Genomic DNA, 19,288 nt, shown 5'->3' with positions numbered 1-19,288 from the left:
GACAAATCTACCATCGCTTATTTTCATCTTCATACTTGCAGAATCTGATATTCAGCTATTCTTTCCCTGAAACCATCAGGAAAACAGGGAGACACCAATGACCATGTACGCCACGCTGGAAGAAGCGATTGACGCTGCTCGCGAAGAGTTCCTTGCCAATAATCCCGGCATTGAGGAAGAAGACGCAAACGTACAGCAGCTGAATATCCAAAAATACGTCCTGCAGGACGGGGATATCATGTGGCAGGCCGAATTCTTTGCTGACGATGGTGAAGAAGGCGAATGTTTGCCGATGGTGAGCGGTGAAGGCGCGCAGGCCGTCTTCGACGGCGACTATGACGAAATTGAGCTTCGCCAGGAGTGGATGGAGGAAAATACCCTCCATGAATGGGATGAGGGTGAATTTCAGCTCGAGCCGCCGCTGGACACGGAAGAAGGCCAAACCGCGGCGGATGAGTGGGATGAGCGTTAATTACTCATAGGGTCCGTGCCTGGCATCGATGGGAAGCAGTAACGTATCGAATATGAGCGAGAACGGCAGATCGAGCACGGTAAGGTAGCGCCATGCCGAGTCGCGTACGTCCCATTTCACGCCCGGGTAATACTGATTGCCGTGCCCCTGCCCCGGTATCGTGCGGCTGATAATACTGCCGCAGCCGCTGAGCAGGCATGCCATCAGGACAACGATGACTATTCTCATCTGTAACCTCTAAAAAAATACCGGCCTCACAGCCGGTATTTTATTTGGCGGGCGGCGCTTCGCACGCGCGCCCTGCTTAACAACTTACTTCGCCTTCAGCGCCAGCGGATTGAGCTTCAGCTCTTTGTAGTAGTTCACCCAGGAAGAATACCTCTCCGGCGCGGACCACACGCGATAGTGAAGACGCGCCATCGTTACCGGGTCGCTCAACAGCACCAGTCGACGGTCGCGGTTCAGTTTTTCCGGCGTCTCGTTCAGCGCCTGCTCAACGTGACGGTCGCGGGCAATCTCCAGCACATGGCTGGCGCGGTGACGCGCGGTCGCCATTGCCGTTGCCAGGGCGTTGAACGACGGGTTAAACACCGCGTGCATGAAACCGTCGGCCAGAGAACGCTCGCGGTTCTGCTGCAGGTAGTTGTCGGTATCGACCAGAACCTGCGGCGGTGAATACTCTTCCGGGATCAGGAACAGCTTCCAGCGCTTGGTACGCAGACCCACCGTTGAACGGCTGGAGATCACCGAGACAAACGGTGACAGGATCAGCGAGAAGACAATCGGCGCAAGCCAGAACAGGAAGCGCAGATCCAGCCAGGCCATCCCTGCAGCCCACACCAGACCCAGCAGCAGCTGCGAGCCATGGCGCATAAAGGCTTCTCCCCACGGCGTGGAGTCATCGTCACGCTGCGGCGAGTTCCAGACCACTTCCCAGCCCAGGAATGCGCTGACCACAAACACCGTGTGGAACAGCATACGCACGGGCGCCAGCAGGACCGAGAACAGCACTTCCAGCAGGAGGGAGATCGTCACGCGGAAGAATCCACCGTACTCTTTCGAACCTTTGCACCAGATCAGAATGATGCTGAGCAGCTTAGGCAGGAAAAGCAGCACCATCGTCGAGGCAAACAGCATAATCGCCAGCTCAGGACGCCACTGCGGCCACACCGGGAACAGCTGACGCGGCTGCAGGAAGTACTGCGGTTCCGTCAGGGCGTGTACCACCTGCAATGCGGTAGACAGCGCAAGGAACATAAACCACAGCGGTGCAGAGAGATAGGACATCACGCCCGTCAGGAATACCGCCCGGTGAACCGGGTGCATCCCTTTAACCAGGAACAGGCGGAAGTTCATCAGGTTACCGTGGCACCAGCGGCGGTCACGCTTAAGCTCGTCCAGCAGGTTCGGCGGCAGTTCTTCGTATGAGCCAGGCAGGTCGTAAGCAATCCAGACGCCCCAACCCGCACGACGCATCAGCGCCGCTTCCACGAAGTCATGCGACAGAATCGAACCGGCAAAGGACCCTTCGCCCGGCAGCGGCGCCAGCGCACAGTGCTCAATGAACGGCTTCACGCGGATAATCGCGTTGTGGCCCCAGTAGTGAGACTCACCCAGCTGCCAGAAGTGCAGGCCCGCTGTGAACAGCGGCCCGTAAACGCGAGTCGCAAACTGCTGGCAGCGTGCGTACAGCGTGTCCATACCGGACGCTTTTGGCGAGGACTGAATGATACCCGCATTCGGGTTTGCTTCCATCAGGCGGACCAGGCCGCTCAGACAGTCACCGCTCATGACGGAGTCGGCGTCCAGCACCACCATGTAGCTGTACTGGTTGCCCCAGCGACGGCAGAAGTCATCGATGTTGCCGCTTTTACGCTTCACACGACGGCGGCGACGGCGATAGAAAATCTGCCCTTCGCCCTGCACTTCCGCAATCAGCTCCATCCAGGCCTTTTGCTCGGCAACGCAGATATCCGGATTGTAGCTGTCGCTCAGGATGTAGACGTCGAAATGCGCTGCGTTCCCGGTGGCCTTTACGGACTCCCAGGTGGCGCGCAGCCCCGCAAATACGCGGTCAACGTCTTCGTTACAGATAGGCATGATCAGCGCGGTACGATGCTCAGGATTCAGGGGTTCATCCCCGACCGTTGACGCTGAAATGCTGTATTTGTCACGGCCCATTAACAGCTGCAGGAAGCCCATCAGCGCGGTCCAGAAACCGGCGGAAACCCAGCAGAAGAGAACGGCGAACAGCAGAAGAATGCCGCTTTGCAGAATGTAGGGCAGAAGCTGCATGAAGGAGACCCAGATATCCTGGCCAATCATGTCAGCAGGGTTGATCAGCGCCCAGCCCTGGTAGGGAAGAATGCTCTTCATGTACCAGGTGGCGACCACCGTTTGCGCCAGCGTCAGCAGCAACAGGATATAGCGACGGATGGTCCCAACGGTACGCCATTTCTGTTCGGAGGCCTGCTCTTCTTTGGTCAGGCGCGACAGGTAGCGCGGGGTAACATCACGCCCGCGCAGGCGATCCCAGAAGCGACCCACCGGGTTGGTGCGCCACGGATCGGGGAACATTGAGGAACGCGTCGCCTTCGGCATCGCCTGCAGCTGGTCGCGTCCTTCGTCGTCTTTAATCAACTGTCCTTCCGCAAGCGAATCCGGCCAGGCACGCTCCAGACGAGTCTTAACCGACCCCAGCGGCGTGTCATCATCACGGGTAAACTGACGATGCTCACCATCCAGCGCGGTTTGCACCGCGCGGATGTCGCTCTTTGGCAGTGCCGCTTTCTCAATATCCGTCAGCGGCATGGCATCAATATATTCAGATATATTATTCATTGGCAGGTAGCTGATAGCTCCAGGTTTCGCTCAGCGGCTGATCGTTGCTGACCAGCGCGGCGCGCATTTCAGTGGTCTGTTTTGGATCTTTCACCTTCACGCGCAGGGTCAAACGCCACCCTTTCGTTACCGGGTTATAACGCACGGCATTCTCAACGATCTCACCGTTATCACCAATGCTGGCCTGCGCGGTCACTGCGGTATCCGGAGACAGTTTTTTCATGTCCTGACCCGCAAAGTCCACCACAAATGCCACCGTACCGTCAGGCTGACGGATAAGGTTTGACTGCTTCACATCGCCCGTAGAGCGGCGAGTCTGCATAACGTACGCGTTATCCGGCGCATGCAGTTTGTCTTCGTCGCGGCTGAAGGTAATGGCATATTTGAAGTTCATCTCTTTACCGGCTTCCGGAAGCTGATCCGGGGTCCAGTAAGCGACGATGTTATCGTTGGTTTCGTCATTGGTTGGAATTTCAACCAGCTCGACTTTCCCTTTACCCCAGTCACCTTTCGGGGTTACCCAGGCGCTTGGACGCTGATCGTAACGGTCGTCCAGGTCTTCAAAGCGAGAGAACTGACGGCCACGCTGCAGCAGACCAAAGCCCTGCGGATTTTCCATCGCGAAGCTGCTCACCGCGAGGTGTTTCGGGTTATTCAGCGGACGCCAGATCCACTCGCCGTTACCGGCATGGATAGAGAGACCGTTAGAGTCATGCAGCTCCGGGCGGAAGTTGGTCGCCGGAGACGGCTGGTTCGGCCCGAACAGGAACATACTGGTCAGCGGTGCAACGCCCAGCTTGCCCACTTTATCGCGCAGGTAAACTTTGGACTGCACGTCAACGACGGTGTCGCGTCCCGGCATGATCACGAAGCGGTATGCGCCCGTTGCACGAGGGGAGTCCAGCAGCGCATAGATTGTCAGACGTTTATCCGTTGGTTTTGGACGCTCGATCCAGAACTCGCGGAAACGTGGGAATTCTTCACCTGATGGCAGCGCGGTATCAATAGCCAGACCACGCGCCGAAAGCCCGTATACCTGCCCCGCACCGATCACGCGGAAGTAGCTGGCACCGAGCATGCTGACGATTTCGTCGTTTTTATCTTTGCTGTTGATTGGGTAAAGCACCTTGAAGCCGGCGAAGCCCAGGTCTTTAACCGTATCTTTGTCGTGCTGCACATCGCCAAAATTGAAATAATCCGGGCTGTACTTAATCTTACGTACCGCGGTTGCCGTCACTTCGTTGATGGCAACAGGCGTATCGAAGTACATCCCCTGATGGTAAAATTCAAGCTTGAACGGGGTTTTAATAGTGTTCCAGTACGCTTTATCGTGATTGAACTGGATCTGCTGATAGTCCGCATACTTCATGTCGCGGAAAACGGAGGGCAGGTTACTTTTTGGCGCTTCATAGCTCTTGCCAGCCATCGATTTTGCCTTTTTTGCGACATCGTCGATGTTAAAGGCCAGTGCCGATGAGGTATACAGTGACAACACAACTGCAACACCCAACCAACGCATTTTCATCATCTGTGGTTTATGTTTCATAATAAGTAAGCACTTCCCCCTTTGTGTGCTTATATCGATCCGATCCATTTTAATGGAAACTCAGGCAATCCGACAACATTATCACTGCTTTGTTCAGCTCGCTGGCTCATGGATTAAGCAAATGAAAGAAACCGCTTTTCACTTTGCGTGCTTATCCTGGAGACAGGGTGTCGGTCTTGGTGTAGGGTTGGCGTCGAATGTAACCATTATGAGTCTTAGGGATAAGACGAAAAGTCTGAGAATGCACAACGTTATATGAGCACAACACCTACCGAACGTGAATATTTCCTCGACTCGATCCGGGCATGGCTGATGCTGTTGGGGATCCCCTTCCACATTTCCTTGATCTACTCCAGCCACACCTGGCATGTAAACAGTCCTGAACCTTCATGGTGGCTTACGCTGTTTAATGACTTTATCCACGCCTTCCGTATGCAGGTGTTTTTTGTCATTTCAGGATATTTCTCCTACATGCTGTTTTTGCGCTACCCGATCAAGCGCTGGTGGAAGGTGCGCGTCGAGCGCGTCGGCATTCCGATGCTGACCGCTATTCCTCTGTTAACGCTGCCGCAGTTCATCATGCTGCAGTACGTTAAGGGCAAAGCGGAAAACTGGCCGAACCTCTCGCTCTATGAAAAGTACAACACCCTGGTGTGGGAGCTGGTGTCGCACCTCTGGTTCCTGCTGGTTCTGGTTGTGCTTACGACGGTAAGCCTGGTCATCTTCAGCCGACTGCGCCGCCACCTGAGCAGCAAGGCCGACGCCTTCTTTGCCAACATTACGCTGGGCAAACTGTCCGTACTCTTTTTGCTGTTGGGCATCCTGTATGCGGCCGTAAGACGCACCTTATTTATCGTGTATCCGCCGATTTTAAGCGACGGTCTGTTTAACTTTGTCGTGATGCAGTCGCTGTTCTACATCCCCTTCTTCTTAATTGGGGCGCTGGCGTTTGTTTATCCTAAGCTGAAGTCCCTGTTTACCACGCCGTCACCGTGGTGCACCGCGGGTGCCGCCGCTGCCTTTGCGGCCTATCTCCTGAATCAACGCTATGGCAGCGGCGACGCCTGGATGTACGAGACGGAGAGCGTTATCACGATGCTGCTCGGCCTGTGGATGGTCAATGTGGTGTTTGCGCTGGGCCATCGCCTGCTGAACTTTAAATCCAGCCGGGTGACCTATTTTGTCAACGCCTCGCTGTTTATTTATCTGGTGCATCACCCGCTGACGCTGTTCTTCGGGGCCTACATTACGCCGCACATCGCGTCCAATACGCTGGGCTTCTTCACCGGGCTGGTGTTTGTGATTGGGATTGCCGTTGTGCTCTATGAGATCCATCTGCGGGTCCCGCTGCTGCGCTTCCTCTTCTCCGGGAAACCGCAGGCCAAAGCCTCATAACGAAAACGGCGCACCGGGTGCGCCGTTTTTGCCTCTCAGAACTCTAGCTCCTGCCTGCGCGTTGCCAGCAGCTGCTGATAAATATGCGTGGTTTCCTCATCGAAACAGACGAAGAAAACCTTCTCAGGCATCGGCTTAAGGGATAAATAGCGGTAAACGGTGTCAATAGCGATCGCTGCCGCCGCCGCTTTGGGATAACCGTAAACCCCTGTGCTGATGGCCGGAAAAGCCATCGTTTTATAGCCGTTGTCGGCGGCAAGGCGCAGACAGTTACGGTAGGCGTCTTCCAGAATTCTCGCCTCGTGCCGATCGCCACCGTGCCATACCGGCCCGACGGCATGTATCACCGCTTTTGCAGGAAGATCGCCTGCGAGGGTAATAACGGCATGCCCGGGTGGACATTCCCCCTGCTGCTGGCGCACCGTTTTACAGGCCTCCAGCAGCTGCGGCCCTGCAGCGCGGTGAATAGCGCCGTCCACTCCGCCCCCGCCCATCAGCGAAGAATTTGCAGCATTGACGATCACGTCGACGCGCTGCGTCGTTATATCGCCGTGAACAACCTCAATTTGCGGTATCATACTACCCCTCTCCTGCCCGCCATTTTCTTAAGTGTATCGCAGAGGAGAGGATGAAAAAAAACTATCGGATGAAAACCTCTCCCGCCGGGCGGCGGAAGAGACGGGTTATCGATACTGAATTTGTACAACGGCGAGCGTTTTTTCTGGATTAAGATATTTCATGCTGAGGCTGGCGATATTGTCGCTGGTCGTTTTACCGTTCAGCGCCTCCTCATAGCTGACCGTCCGTGTTTGCATCCGGTTATTCTGTGGGCATGACACGGAAAACTGTTGCTGCTGCGGCGTAATTTCACACGGGTCTGCAACGATAGCGCCGCGGAAATGAATCACGCCGCCGTTAACAACGGTGGCAGAAAACGCGGGGGTAATAAAAGCAGATACGATCAGGCCGAGGCCTGAAACAAGTTGAGCGGTATATTTGGTCATCTGGCGTACTCCTCAATAAGGATCGTCCTTGAGGGGTGAAGCGCTTTATTATCACAAACGTCATACCAGGCGGCTGAAAGCAGATTTTTTCAGTTCCTGATACCAGCTTAGTAACAACCCTTCACTCTCGCCATATCCATCAACATATTGATTTTATGAATGTTTAAAGCGCAGAATCGGGTGGTGACCATTGCTGAGATAAATGAAGCGATTTTCCATCAGATACGGTGACGGTAATTTTCACCCTATCCCCTGCGCCAATATTTAAACTCAACCTCGTCAAATCAATCGTCTGATTAGCGGGTATAGAAAAGCTATTTTGCTGTTGCGACGTACTTTGCCCGCCCTGCCCCTGCCGGACAGAAAGGATCTGAACCTGGCACTCGCACGATTCCGTTAATATCACCTGAGGAATAATGGTGGTCATATTGCCCTGGTGCGATGTCTGAAAGGTTATCTGGCTTGAGAGCGCAGCAAGCAGTAATAGCGTGTTCATGATTCCCCCGAAAAAAAACAGGGCATAGGCCCTGTTTTTTATGCAGCGTAGATGTGGAATTAGTACTGGTGCGCCTGAGCGTGGTTACCAAAACCAATCTGCTGAACGTTAACGGTCGAGCCGGATGCGGTCTGGTCAACAGCGGCACCGTTGCCACCGCCGTACTGGCTGACGTTCATGGTGGAGTGATTACCGTTCCACTGATCGAGTGTAGCACTGTTACCAAAGCCGTTTTGGGTCAGGGAAATGGTGCTGTCGTCAGAACCTTGTCCAACATCTGCCCCGTTAACGCCACCCGTCTGGCTAATTGACAGCGTTGAATTTCTTGCATCCGACTGCAAGGCGACAGCTGAGTTACCGCCACCATTCTGGTAAATATCCAGCGTTGATTTTGGACCGCCGCTATTACCCGGGCCATGACCCCAGCCACCTTGGTTAATAAGACCCGCCATAGCACTACCAGAAACTACGATTGCTGCAAGCGCTGCCACTTTGATAAATTTCATGGTAAACCCCCATCGGATTGATTAACGTCGCCGCGAAATAGCTAGCGTTGAATAACGCGAATGGCCATTTGCGACTGTTTTTGCACTACAACTGCGGTTTTCTGCGTACCGTACTGCGTAATATTTGCTCTATTACCCGACCCGTGCTGGATAATTTTCGCACTATTACCATATCCATCCTGCGTGATACTCGCATCGTTCGCGACGCCGCTCTGAGCGATATACGCATAGTTATAAGTCCCTGATTGATCAACTCTCGCTCTGTTGCCACCCCCATCCTGGGTAACAATGGACAGTAATTTTGCCCCGCCCTGACGAACCTGAGCGTCATTATTTACGCCCTGCTGACCAATAATGGCTGCCTGATTTAACGAGGAGCGACTTAATTCATTAACCGCGAAGTTATATTCAGCATTGGCTAAATCTGAATTCGCCGCGGCTACAAACCCAGGCACACCCAGTAATGTAAACATCATAAATAACGATGTGTTTTTCATGTTGTCACCCTGGACCTGGCTATATATCACCAACATACCTTTGCTACTGTGACTTCGTGTTAAAACGACTCATTTGTTGTTAATGCGTCGTTACGGTGAAGAGTATGTCTGGCGAAACATTTTTAATATCTCACCCGCGCGGGTTATTTTTGTTTTTAATATCACCTCAAAGTATTAATTCCTGCCAAAAACCACTGTGATCAGTTCAGCTTAGTTTTTTAAACAATATTTATTCTTGCCCTATTGTTCAAATGCGGAGCGGCGTGCACAGCCTGATTTACGCACTTACCAGGGCGACGCCTGGGTGACATTTCTCTCAGGCCGTGACATCAACCGTGTTTTCTTAAGATGGCTTGACGCGCGGTCGCGTACTTAGTCATTTCCAGCGACTCATACCACATCATCAATTAAATAAAATTAAATATATCGTTAGCTATCAATCTTCTATAATTATTTGTATGATTTTTAAAATCTGTGCAGGGTTATTAACCTGTACAACTTTCCTATCAAAACACAGCATTTCAAATCTCTGTTTTTAACAAATTAATATTGATTTTTACATTTGGTTACATGATTAACACTTGCTTTAAAATTCGTAATAGCTAGATTGAAATCAGATGTACGAAATTTGTTTTATATTTACCTCCCTGTGGAGGTTATGGTCTGATTCTACACACAGCAGTGCAACATCTGTCAGTACTTCTGGTGCCCTCTTTCTTATTCAGAGGGCAGCTGTCAGGTGTTAAAAAAAAGTGGGGTTTCATCATGTTTAATGAAGTCCATAGTTTACATGGTCATACATTACTGTTGATCACAAAGCCTTCTTTACAAGCGACCGCTTTATTACAGCATTTAAAGCAAACGTTATCCTTGAACGGGAAATTGCATAATATTCAACGTTCTTTTGATGATATTGCTGCTGGCAGCATTATTTTGCTGGATATGATGGAAGCGGATAAAAAGCTCATCCATTACTGGCAAGACAATTTAAGCAGGAAAAACAATAATATCCGCGTGCTATTATTGAACACACCTGATGAGTATCCTTTCAGAGACATCGAAAGCTGGCCGCATATCAATGGCGTATTTTACGTCACTGAAGAAGAAGATCGGGTGGTAGAAGGCCTGCAGGGCATATTGCGTGGAGAGTGCTATTTCTCGCAAAAGCTTGCCAGCTATCTCATCACGCACTCCGGAAATTATCGCTACAACAGCTCTGAGTCCGCGCTGCTGACGCATCGTGAGAAAGAGATCCTGAACAAGTTGCGCATTGGCGCCTCAAATATTGAAATCGCCCGTTCGTTATTTATCAGCGAAAATACCGTTAAGACGCATCTCTATAATCTTTTCAAGAAGATAGCTGTTAAAAACCGAACTCAGGCAGTTTCATGGGCAAACGATAACCTCAGGCGTTAATCACATGAAACGCACGTTGAGTTGGATTGCCGCAGCGGGCATTCTGCTCGCCGCAGGGAATGTTCAGGCCGTCGAGGTCGAAGTTCCCGGATTGTTAACAGACCATACCGTTTCATCTATCGGGCACAGTTTTTATCGCGCCTTCAGTGATAAATGGGACAGTACATATACTGGAAATTTAACAATCAACGAACGGCCCAGTGCACGATGGGGAAGTTGGATAACAATAACGGCAAATTCAGACGTTATATATCAAACGTTTTTATTCCCTACAAAATTGGACTTCGAAAAAAATGTGGACCAGGCACTGGCACTAACTGAAGACGCTATTAATCGCCTGCAAATAGATAAAGCGCTATTAAGCACCAGCGATTTAGCAAAAGACGAGTTCTAGCGACCCTATATCCGGAGGCTGTCATGCGTATTGCATATGCAGTTGTTTCGTTAATGCTTATAACACCCATAAGCTGGGCCGGAAATATGACGTTCCAGTTCCGCAACCCTAACTTTGGTGGCAATCCCAACAACGGCGCGTTCATGCTGAACGAAGCCCAGGCCCAAAACTCCTATAAAGACCCCAGCTATAAGGACTTTAGCGTCGACACCCCATCAGCGCTGGACAACTTCACCCAGGCCATCCAGTCGCAGATTTTGGGCGGACTGCTGACCAATATAAATACCGGCAAACCTGGCCGAATGGTGACCAACGACTTTATTGTCGATATCGCCAATAAGGATGGGCAGCTCCAGCTGAATGTTACCGATCGTAAAACCGGAAAAACATCGACGATTCAGGTTTCCGGCCTACAAAGTAACTCGACAGATTTCTAAACAACCTCGAAATAAGGACAACGATCATGCAGCGCTTCCTGATATTAGTTGCAGTGTGCTTATTGAGCGGTTGTTTAACTGCTCCACCTAAAGAAGCTGCAAAACCAACCTTAATGCCTCGGGCCCAAAGCTACCGTGATTTAACGCATTTACCTGCGCCTACGGGTAAAATATTTGTCTCGGTTTATAATATTCAGGATGAAACGGGGCAATTTAAACCGTATCCGGCGAGTAACTTCTCAACGGCTGTGCCGCAAAGCGCTACCGCTATGTTGGTTACCGCACTCAAGGATTCACGGTGGTTTATCCCTCTCGAGCGTCAGGGACTTCAAAACCTGTTGAATGAACGTAAAATTATTCGTGCCGCCCAGGAAAATGGTACCGTCGCGAACAATAACCGAATGCCATTGCAATCCCTTGCCGCCGCCAACGTGATGATTGAAGGCTCGATCATCGGTTACGAAAGCAATGTGAAATCAGGGGGCGTCGGGGCGCGTTATTTCGGTATCGGGGCCGATACGCAGTACCAGCTTGACCAAATTGCCGTTAACCTGCGCGTTGTTAACGTCAGCACGGGGGAAGTCCTCTCTTCCGTTAACACCAGCAAAACCATTCTGTCTTATGAAGTACAGGCCGGGGTTTTCCGCTTTATCGACTATCAGCGTTTACTGGAAGGCGAAATTGGGTATACCTCTAATGAACCGGTCATGATGTGCCTGATGTCCGCCATCGAGACCGGCGTTATCTTCCTGATTAACGACGGTATTGACCGTGGGCTTTGGGATCTGCAGAACAAATCTGAATCACAAAACCCGGTACTGGTGAAATACCGCGATATGTCAGTTCCTCCGGAATCCTGATTGGACGCGCATAAAAAAGGCGAGATAACAATCTCGCCTTTTTTTATTCACTCACCGCAGGAATGTTTTGCGCCTTCTCCCGCCGCGCCGCCAGCCAGAGGCCGCTGTTCTTCATGGCATAGCCGAACAGTAAGCCGAGCATCAGGGAAGGGATCACCAGCCGCCAGTCCCCCTGCCCTGCAAAGGTTGCGCACGCCCCCATGAAGGTTCCCGGCACAAACGAGAGCAGCAGGTGCTTCGCCTGGATGCACATTAAAAAGGCGACCACGCCCGTCATGACGTAACTCAGAATCTCAAGGTGCGGCGCCAGCGCGCTGCCCTTCACGATCACCAGCGCCCAGATAACGCCGCTCATCAGCGTACAGCCGGAGATAAACAGCCCTTTCACCCCACCCTGCGGGCAGGCAAAGTAGGCCGTGCAGCCGAGGAACCCGGCCCAGCTCAGTAAGCCAAGAGACACCGCCACCCATCCCCAAAGTCCGGAGAGGATGCCCGTGGTGAGTGCAATGCAAAGTAATATGTTCATGGTGCGCATCTTAGCAGATGCGCATCCCATAAATGCGATCGGAAGCACACTATATGCAAGTTGAAATGTATCGTTGCAGAAGATTTGTGATCTAAATCACTCTTCATTCTCTTCTTCAAGCTCATCCCACATTGCAGCTACGGCATCGCGGGTAAGAGGCGCCAGCGTTCTCCAGAACGGCGAGGCCGCATGGGCTTCCACTTTACCAAGGAAGGTGCCGACCCACGGCAGCAGATAGGTTTCGAACAGGGTTTCGATGGCTTCGTTTTCATCGTCCCCTGCGTTATCTTCAATCCAGGACGCCGCCAGCAGCAGCTTGCCGATATGATCGGCAGGCGTATCGGTCAACGGCATACCGCGCTCGGAAAGGAAGGCGCGCACTTCTGCTTCCGTTGCGCCTTCCTGCCAGGCAGAGCGGAATGGCGAGACACGGCACTCTTCACCCACGAAAAGCGCGTTGTAATCCGTTGAAATTTGCTGCATATCGCAGCTTTTTTGCAAGCGTTCCAGCAAATCATCCTGTTCCAGCGGCCAGTTCTGCGCCAGCTTCCCTTCACGAATTAACGTAAAGAGCGGAACCAGCAGCGGGTCTTGCGGCTGGCGGTAATACAGCGTACCCAGCACGCGACAAAGGATGGAGAATTCATTCATTTTTTTATTCCATTACACAATTAGAGATCGGCAAATTCGTCAATCGGTTCCATTCCGCGCGATTCCAGGAAATCGAGCATGCGACGCGGCGTAACGTTCAGGATCTTATCTTCCGGGAACCCTACATCGTTCAGTACCTTCAGGCACTCGGTAAAATCACCCAGCGTAAACGCGGTATGCGAATCGGAGCCCAGGGCCACCATGCCCCCGGCATCACGCACGGCCGCGGCCACTTCGCGACAGTTGGCTTCACTGCCCTTGCGCGAGTGTACAAATGAGGAGTTGTTAATTTCCAGCGCCACGCGATGTTTCGCTGCCGCCCGGGCAACGGCCTGAATATCAATCGGATACTTAGGATTACCCGGATGGCTGATAATATGTACGTTACCGCTGGCAATGGTCGCAATCATCGCCGCGGTGTTGGTTTCTTTATCCTGCGGCGCAAAGACCGGCTCATGGAAACCTGCCAGGATGAGGTCTAACGAGGTCAGCATCGGACCGGTGCAGTCGATTTCACCGTCGATATTTTTGATATTCGCTTCGATGCCGCGCAGTATCCCGATGCCGTCCACCAGACGTGGCCAGATACGCATATTCACAAAATGCCAGTAGTGCGGCGCATCCGCCATATCGGGGCCATGATCGGTAATCGCAAACAGCTTGATGCCTTTGATCTTAGCCTGGGCGATATAATCATGGAGGTTGCTATACGCGTGGGTACTGGCGACGGTGTGCATATGCAGGTCTACGGGATACATCTTTCTCTCCTCTGCTGTTTTTCCCAAGGATAGCAGTTATCGGTCGCTATTATTAGCAAAAACCCGGCTAACGCCGGGTTTGACTCAGTATCCTCGCTGTCTGTCGACCTGCCCGGTGACCGGGTTGCCCTTTTCCATTTCGCTAATGGTGTGGGTTATATAGGCCACCGCTTCCGCCGGACGGGTCACGGCTGCCACATGGGGCGTCATCGCCACGCGCGGGTGTGCCCAGAGCGGGCTTTCCGTCGGCAACGGCTCGCGGCTATAGACATCCAGCATCGCCCCTTTGAGCTTGCCGCTGTTCAGAGCGGCCAGTAGATCCGCCTCTACCAGATGCACGCCGCGCGCCAGGTTCATGACGTAGCTCTGGTCGGCAAGCTGATTCAGGAGCGCACCGTTTATGATCCCCACCGTTTCCGCCGTATTGGGCAGCAGGTTGATGAGCACGCGCGTGCCTTTCAGGAACGCAGGCAGCTCGTCTGCACCGGCAAAACTCTCGACGCCGGGGTAATCCTTGCGGGTGCGGCTCCAGCAGCGCAGCGGGAATCCCCACGGCGCAAGCGCTTCTGCCACTTTTGAGCCGAGCACGCCAGCGCCGAGGATCCCGATGGTAAACGCTTCGCGAGGATAATCCGGCAGAGGCTCCCAGCGTGACTGCTGCTTGAGCGCCTGGTAATCGTCAAAGCGGCGGAACCAGTGCAGCACCTGACTGACGGCGTACTCCTGCATCTGCTGCCCCATGCCGGTATCTTCCAGGCGAAACAGGGGAATATCCTCTGGCAGCATTTCAGGGTGCGCTTTCAGTTTGCTCAGAATCGAATCCACGCCGGCACCAAGGGCAAACACGGCCTTCAGCTTACGGCCCTGGAGCATGTCAACCGGAGGATGCCAGACCAGCGCATAGTCTGCATGTTCATTATCGCCGTGCTTCCACTCGCGAACGCGAGCGTCGGGCAGCGCAGCCGAAAGTGCGTTGATCCAGTAAGCGGTATCGAATGTAGGGTGATAGAAGATAATATCCATGGTCATTCCTGCCTTTTATTGCGCTGTTTTATTTTCATTTTCAACTGGATTGCCAGCATAACAAATTTATCGGCAAACCGCGTTGTTGATAAAAAAGGCGCTTTCAGCACATTTAGGAATCAGGTTGGCTGAAGTTTGTCTAAATGCGCTAATTTACTGAAAAAGTGGGTTGACGGCAGTTCGGCTTTTCCTTACATTAGCGCCCGTCCCGGCAACACCGGGATGACAATATGGTGAGGTGTCCGAGTGGCTGAAGGAGCACGCCTGGAAAGTGTGTATACGGCAACGTATCGGGGGTTCGAATCCCCCCCTCACCGCCATATTTAAGAAAGAGCTCGTACGCAAGTACGGGCTTTTTTTTCGCATATTGCATTGTGCATCATTCACGTCGGGTGGCGCTGCGCTTACCCGACCTACAAAACGTATTACTCTTCGACCATTCGCGCATATTCATCGGTGAGAAAATCCACCAGCGTTCTGACGGACGGCAATAGCCCCCGCCGTGATGGATAGACCGCATGGATCACCTCTCGTCGTGGCTCCCACGCGTCAAGTACCCGAACCAGCTCTCCTGACGCCAGCTGATCCTTCACCATCAGAATCGGCAACTGCACCACGCCCACGCCCGCCATCGCCGCCTCCCGCAGCGCCAGCATGTCGGTGGTGATAAAGCGCGGTGCGAAATGGATCTCCGCCTTTGCCCCTCCCGGCCCGCTGAGTTCCCACTTATGCACCTGCTTCCCGGCCCCCATGCTCAAACCGGGCCATTCGCTGAGTTCAGAAGGCATGGCCGGATTGCCCAGCCGTTCAATAAGCTGCGGTCCGGCGACCAGACAGTGCCCCCGGTCTGCCAGCACCCTTAACACCAGGTCGCTGTCATCAAACGGACGCGGGCGCACCCGGATCGCCACGTCTACGCCCTCGCCGACCAGGTCGACCCGCCGGTTGGTCGCTTCCAGCTGAAGATTGATCCCAGGATAACGCGCCATAAAACGCGCCAGCATAGGCCCAACATGCACGTGCAGCAGCGTTACCGGACAGGTGATCCTGACGACGCCGCGCGGTTCAGCCTGCAGCGCCGCCACGGCCTCCTCTGCCGCTTCGGCTTCTACCAGCATGGCCTTACAGTGCTGATAGAACGTCTGCCCGACCTCCGTCACCGTAAACTGCCGCGTGGTCCGCTGTATCAACCGAACGCCCAGCCGCTCCTCCAGCTGTGCAATCCTGCGGCTCAGCTTCGACTTAGGCTGGTCGAGCGCCCGGCCCGCCGCGGCAAACCCGCCATGATCCACTACCTTCACAAACCACACGAAATCATTGAGATCCTGCATACGCCCCCATTGTTCCATTTTAAGAACAGTGAATGTCATTTTCACTATCTACCGGGATATTAACTCTGAATATAAGCTAATTACATCAACGGAACATCAGGAGTTAATCATGAAAAACGTAACAGGCGTGTATACCGCTCCCCGCCAGCACTGGGTTGGCGATGGTTTCCCGGTACGTTCGATGTTTTCTTACCAGACGCACGGCGAACCGCTTAGCCCGTTCCTGCTGCTGGATTATGCAGGTCCGTACACCTTTCCGGCAGATGGGGCGAAACGTGGCGTAGGTGAACATCCTCACCGTGGATTTGAAACGGTCACCGTCGTCTATTCCGGCGAAGTAGAGCATCGTGATTCCACCGGCAGAGGCGGCGTTATTGGTCCCGGCGATGTGCAGTGGATGACGGCTGGCGCTGGCATTCTGCATGAAGAGTTTCACTCCAGCGCCTTCTCGCAAAAAGGGGGCGAGCTCAAAATGCTGCAGCTGTGGGTCAACCTGCCGGCAAAAGACAAGATGGCGACCCCCGGGTATCAGAGCATCACCAGCAGCGACATCCCGGTTGTGACGTTACCGGACAATAGCGGAACGCTGCGGGTTATCGCGGGTCGCTACAACGACGTAACAGGCCCGGCGCATACGTTCTCGCCGCTGAATGTCTGGGATGTTTTCCTGAGGCAGGGGCACCATCTAACACTCGCTCAGCCCGACGGCTGGAGCACCGCGCTGGTCATTCTTGAAGGTAACGTCACGGTGAACGGCACGGCCCAGGCGGGAGAAGCGCAGCTCGTGGTGCTGAGTCAGGAAGGCGACAAACTGCATCTGGAAGCCAGCAGCGATGCCAAAATTCTGCTGATGGCCGGGGAACCGCTTAATGAGCCAGTGGTGGGTTACGGCCCGTTTGTGATGAACAGTAAAACGGAAATCGCGGAAGCCATTCGTGATTTCAACTCCGGCCGCTTCGGCCAGATCTGAACGTAATAAAGGAGAGAAAAAATGTCTACCCCTGCTAATTTTAACGGCGCTCGTCCGGCCATTGACGTGAACGACGCGGTGATGCTGCTCATTGACCACCAGAGCGGTCTGTTCCAGACCGTCGGTGACATGCCCATGCCGGAACTGCGCGCCCGTGCGGCAGCGCTGGCGAAAATCGCCACCCTGGCGAAGATCCCGGTGATCACCACGGCGTCCGTTCCGCAAGGGCCGAATGGACCGCTCATCCCGGAGATCCATGCCAACGCGCCCCACGCGCAGTACATTGCGCGCAAAGGCGAGATTAACGCCTGGGATAACCCGGAATTTGTGGCGGCGGTAAACGCCACCGGGCGTAAAACGCTGATTATTGCGGGAACGATCACCAGCGTCTGCATGGCGTTCCCGTCAATCAGCGCCGTGGCGGATGGCTATAAAGTGTTTGCGGTGATTGATGCTTCGGGCACCTACAGCAAAATGGCGCAGGAGATCACCCTGGCGCGCGTGGTGCAGGCTGGCGTAGTGCCGATGGATACGGCGGCGGTAGCCTCTGAGATCCAGCGGACATGGAACCGGGAAGATGCTGCAGAATGGGCTGAAGTCTACACCCATATCTTCCCTGCCTATCAGTTACTGATCGAAAGCTACGGCAAGGCGCAGGAAGTGGTGAAAAACAGCGAAGTGCTCGATTCGCAGCGTTGATTACAGGCTTTGCGGTAAAAGCTGATTAAGGCTTAACCGAACGCGCATTAAAGCTGAAAATCTGCTTGACCGTTTTAGCGCAACTCCCTATAGTAGCGCCCCGTTGCCCCCCAAGCGGTCAGGCAGCAAAACAATATGGTGAGGTGTCCGAGTGGCTGAAGGAGCACGCCTGGAAAGTGTGTATACGGCAACGTATCGGGGGTTCGAATCCCCCCCTCACCGCCATATTTAAGAAAGAGCTCGTACGAAAGTACGGGCTTTTTTTTCGCATATTGCACGCCTTTGGGCGTTCGACAACGCTATTCCCCGCAGCATTTGCAGCACACCACGCAATCATATCCCATGATATTAGCTGCATTCACGGCGCTCTCAACGTCGAAATACACGCCCAGCTCGCGAGGTTGTACCGTCGTTGATAATTCCTCGCATTCAGCAACATGCAGTTCATGCTCACCGGTATCGAGAGTGGTTGTATTTAAATAGTATGTTTTCAGCATCGAAACCTCCTGAACATCAGCAGAATTATTAGTGCGTAACGTATTAAATTCAATGTAAAAAAAATCAATTAGCCTGTCGCCGGTTATATTTTTGAAATTCACATTCAAAAAAAGAATACAACAAGACGTAAATAAATATTAATGAGCAAGGGGAAAAATAGAATCCCATCACAAAATAAGATCATAGCACCGGTTATTTCTGGGATCATCCCGCAATACTGTTATAGTACAAAATAAATATTACATAACCGAGAGCAATATGCTATTACCTTCAGACGCTGCTTCCGAGCAGGAGAGCGCATTTAGATTCAGCATCGAAACCAAGCCCATAGAAGCCATTATTAGAATCCATAATGAACTAATATCCTATGGTCGGCCCTTCATTCTACCCGCGAACAAAAAGCTGTTACTCTCCAGTTCAAAAGATAACTTCTTCATTGTTCTGGTAGAAAAAGGCTGTTTTTCCTTCTGCCACCGACGTACCAACCTTCACATTGGAACATCGTTTGCACCTGCCATATTCGGCCTTATTGACGGATACAGTTACTTTCACAACGTAAAAGGAAGGCCGCAGCATTACATTCAGGCCGAAACCTTGTGTACCGGATGGCTTGTCCCCGTTGATATCTTTTTACAAAAATCTGATGAACTCAATCTCTGGCGCGATATCGCTAAAATTCTCGCGCAACGTCTTATGATTATGTGCTCCCGAGATACTGAGCTCACGGGTAATGATATATATTGCAAGATAAAAACGCTGTTAGCCGAAATATGGACCTACCCCGAAGAAATAAGGAAGCAAATCACCGTCGCATCATTTATTCACCACAGAACCCGGGCCTCAAAAAGCCGAATTTTGGGCATCCTTGCTGAACTCAAAAAAGGCGACTACATACAAATAGAATCCGGCATACTTATGTCACTGTCAAAATTACCGGAAGCCTTCTGAGTCAATTACATATATCACTG

The 19,288-nt window shown here is 52.7% G+C and carries 23 protein-coding genes and 2 tRNA genes; 11 read left to right on the top strand and 14 right to left on the bottom strand.

All coding sequences use genetic code 11. The features are described from left to right. Window positions 1–97 precede the first annotated feature (97 nt). On the top strand, window positions 98–472 hold the full coding sequence (locus VPX56_RS08665; protein ID WP_131634257.1) for a MysB family protein: 375 nt from the start codon (window positions 98–100) through the stop codon (window positions 470–472). Here VPX56_RS08665 and VPX56_RS08660 read toward each other — a convergent pair whose 3' ends face one another. From VPX56_RS08660 to mdoG, 3 genes are all read right to left on the bottom strand, one after another. Further along, window positions 473–700: a YceK/YidQ family lipoprotein gene (locus VPX56_RS08660; RefSeq protein ID WP_326471137.1), complete on the bottom strand. Its 228-nt coding sequence runs from the start codon at window positions 698–700 to the stop codon at window positions 473–475. Between the two features lie 84 nt (window positions 701–784). Beyond that, entirely contained in the window at window positions 785–3,313 is a 2,529-nt protein-coding gene (mdoH, locus tag VPX56_RS08655) for a glucans biosynthesis glucosyltransferase MdoH (RefSeq protein ID WP_326471135.1), read from the bottom strand. Further along, window positions 3,306–4,859 (bottom strand): glucans biosynthesis protein MdoG, encoded by a 1,554-nt coding sequence (gene mdoG / locus VPX56_RS08650; protein WP_326471133.1) that lies wholly within the window; start codon window positions 4,857–4,859, stop codon window positions 3,306–3,308. Before mdoG ends, mdoH begins: the two co-directional genes overlap by 8 nt. 255 nt (window positions 4,860–5,114) lie before the next feature. Here mdoG and mdoC point away from each other — a divergent pair, with 255 nt between their 5' ends. Beyond that, window positions 5,115–6,254: a glucans biosynthesis protein MdoC gene (mdoC, locus tag VPX56_RS08645; protein ID WP_326471131.1), complete on the top strand. Its 1,140-nt coding sequence runs from the start codon at window positions 5,115–5,117 to the stop codon at window positions 6,252–6,254. Between the two features lie 35 nt (window positions 6,255–6,289). On the opposite strand, the gene ymdB is transcribed toward mdoC, so the two are convergent. The 5 genes from ymdB to csgB all read right to left on the bottom strand — a co-directional run bounded on the left by ymdB (window position 6,290) and on the right by csgB (window position 8,757). Then, on the bottom strand, window positions 6,290–6,832 hold the full coding sequence (gene ymdB / locus VPX56_RS08640; RefSeq protein WP_326471129.1) for an O-acetyl-ADP-ribose deacetylase: 543 nt from the start codon (window positions 6,830–6,832) through the stop codon (window positions 6,290–6,292). 105 nt (window positions 6,833–6,937) lie between these two features. After that, entirely contained in the window at window positions 6,938–7,258 is a 321-nt protein-coding gene (locus VPX56_RS08635; protein ID WP_263609222.1) for a type 1 fimbrial protein, read from the bottom strand. A gap of 163 nt (window positions 7,259–7,421) precedes the next feature. Further along, window positions 7,422–7,754: a curli assembly chaperone CsgC gene (gene csgC, locus VPX56_RS08630; RefSeq protein WP_131634250.1), complete on the bottom strand. Its 333-nt coding sequence runs from the start codon at window positions 7,752–7,754 to the stop codon at window positions 7,422–7,424. A gap of 59 nt (window positions 7,755–7,813) precedes the next feature. Next, a complete protein-coding gene (gene csgA / locus VPX56_RS08625; protein ID WP_326471125.1) occupies window positions 7,814–8,260 on the bottom strand; it encodes a curli major subunit CsgA in 447 nt (148 codons plus the stop codon). Between the two features lie 41 nt (window positions 8,261–8,301). Further along, the gene (csgB, locus tag VPX56_RS08620) at window positions 8,302–8,757 is read right to left on the bottom strand and encodes a curli minor subunit CsgB (protein ID WP_326471123.1); all 456 of its coding nucleotides are present in this window, start codon (window positions 8,755–8,757) and stop codon (window positions 8,302–8,304) included. 765 nt (window positions 8,758–9,522) lie between these two features. Here csgB and csgD point away from each other — a divergent pair. From csgD to csgG, 4 genes are read left to right on the top strand one after another with little or no spacing between them, the layout of a single operon-like run. Next, on the top strand, window positions 9,523–10,173 hold the full coding sequence (csgD, locus tag VPX56_RS08615) for a biofilm master transcriptional regulator CsgD (protein ID WP_131634247.1): 651 nt from the start codon (window positions 9,523–9,525) through the stop codon (window positions 10,171–10,173). A 4-nt stretch (window positions 10,174–10,177) separates the two neighbouring features. Next, entirely contained in the window at window positions 10,178–10,567 is a 390-nt protein-coding gene (csgE, locus tag VPX56_RS08610) for a curli production assembly/transport protein CsgE (RefSeq protein ID WP_326471121.1), read from the top strand. Window positions 10,568–10,590: 23 nt separating this feature from the next. Continuing rightward, entirely contained in the window at window positions 10,591–11,004 is a 414-nt protein-coding gene (csgF, locus tag VPX56_RS08605; protein WP_131634245.1) for a curli production assembly/transport protein CsgF, read from the top strand. Window positions 11,005–11,030: 26 nt separating this feature from the next. Further along, on the top strand, window positions 11,031–11,864 hold the full coding sequence (gene csgG / locus VPX56_RS08600; RefSeq protein WP_131634244.1) for a curli production assembly/transport protein CsgG: 834 nt from the start codon (window positions 11,031–11,033) through the stop codon (window positions 11,862–11,864). Window positions 11,865–11,907: 43 nt separating this feature from the next. Here the strand turns inward: csgG and VPX56_RS08595 are convergent, their stop codons facing one another. The 4 genes from VPX56_RS08595 to ghrA all read right to left on the bottom strand — a co-directional run bounded on the left by VPX56_RS08595 (window position 11,908) and on the right by ghrA (window position 14,822). Then, window positions 11,908–12,390: a DUF1097 domain-containing protein gene (locus tag VPX56_RS08595; RefSeq protein WP_326471116.1), complete on the bottom strand. Its 483-nt coding sequence runs from the start codon at window positions 12,388–12,390 to the stop codon at window positions 11,908–11,910. 96 nt (window positions 12,391–12,486) lie between these two features. Then, window positions 12,487–13,041 (bottom strand): TorD/DmsD family molecular chaperone, encoded by a 555-nt coding sequence (locus VPX56_RS08590; protein WP_326471114.1) that lies wholly within the window; start codon window positions 13,039–13,041, stop codon window positions 12,487–12,489. A 20-nt stretch (window positions 13,042–13,061) separates the two neighbouring features. Next, window positions 13,062–13,799, bottom strand: a complete 738-nt coding sequence (locus VPX56_RS08585; RefSeq protein ID WP_131634241.1) for a phosphatase — start codon at window positions 13,797–13,799, stop codon at window positions 13,062–13,064. 84 nt (window positions 13,800–13,883) lie between these two features. Beyond that, window positions 13,884–14,822, bottom strand: a complete 939-nt coding sequence (gene ghrA, locus VPX56_RS08580; RefSeq protein WP_326471111.1) for a glyoxylate/hydroxypyruvate reductase GhrA — start codon at window positions 14,820–14,822, stop codon at window positions 13,884–13,886. Between the two features lie 232 nt (window positions 14,823–15,054). Here ghrA and VPX56_RS08575 point away from each other — a divergent pair. Beyond that, window positions 15,055–15,142: transfer RNA gene (locus VPX56_RS08575), tRNA-Ser, on the top strand. A 105-nt stretch (window positions 15,143–15,247) separates the two neighbouring features. Here the strand turns inward: VPX56_RS08575 and VPX56_RS08570 are convergent. Then, the gene (locus tag VPX56_RS08570; protein ID WP_131636021.1) at window positions 15,248–16,153 is read right to left on the bottom strand and encodes a LysR family transcriptional regulator; all 906 of its coding nucleotides are present in this window, start codon (window positions 16,151–16,153) and stop codon (window positions 15,248–15,250) included. A 109-nt stretch (window positions 16,154–16,262) separates the two neighbouring features. Here VPX56_RS08570 and VPX56_RS08565 point away from each other — a divergent pair, with 109 nt between their 5' ends. The 3 genes from VPX56_RS08565 to VPX56_RS08555 all read left to right on the top strand — a co-directional run bounded on the left by VPX56_RS08565 (window position 16,263) and on the right by VPX56_RS08555 (window position 18,047). After that, window positions 16,263–17,123: a pirin family protein gene (locus VPX56_RS08565; RefSeq protein ID WP_326471109.1), complete on the top strand. Its 861-nt coding sequence runs from the start codon at window positions 16,263–16,265 to the stop codon at window positions 17,121–17,123. Between the two features lie 21 nt (window positions 17,124–17,144). Further along, on the top strand, window positions 17,145–17,822 hold the full coding sequence (locus VPX56_RS08560) for an isochorismatase family protein (RefSeq protein ID WP_326471107.1): 678 nt from the start codon (window positions 17,145–17,147) through the stop codon (window positions 17,820–17,822). Between the two features lie 137 nt (window positions 17,823–17,959). After that, a tRNA-Ser gene (locus tag VPX56_RS08555) sits at window positions 17,960–18,047 on the top strand. Between the two features lie 74 nt (window positions 18,048–18,121). On the opposite strand, the gene VPX56_RS08550 is transcribed toward VPX56_RS08555, so the two are convergent. After that, window positions 18,122–18,319, bottom strand: coding sequence for a hypothetical protein (locus tag VPX56_RS08550; protein ID WP_131635474.1), 198 nt, complete (start codon window positions 18,317–18,319; stop codon window positions 18,122–18,124). 259 nt (window positions 18,320–18,578) lie between these two features. Here VPX56_RS08550 and VPX56_RS08545 point away from each other — a divergent pair, with 259 nt between their 5' ends. Then, entirely contained in the window at window positions 18,579–19,268 is a 690-nt protein-coding gene (locus tag VPX56_RS08545) for a helix-turn-helix domain-containing protein (protein WP_242673424.1), read from the top strand. Window positions 19,269–19,288: the final 20 nt, after the last annotated feature.

The organism is Enterobacter wuhouensis (assembly GCF_035835995.1).
Lineage (GTDB): Bacteria > Pseudomonadota > Gammaproteobacteria > Enterobacterales > Enterobacteriaceae > Enterobacter > Enterobacter wuhouensis.
This window is presented reverse-complemented; position numbering and strand designations above follow the sequence as displayed.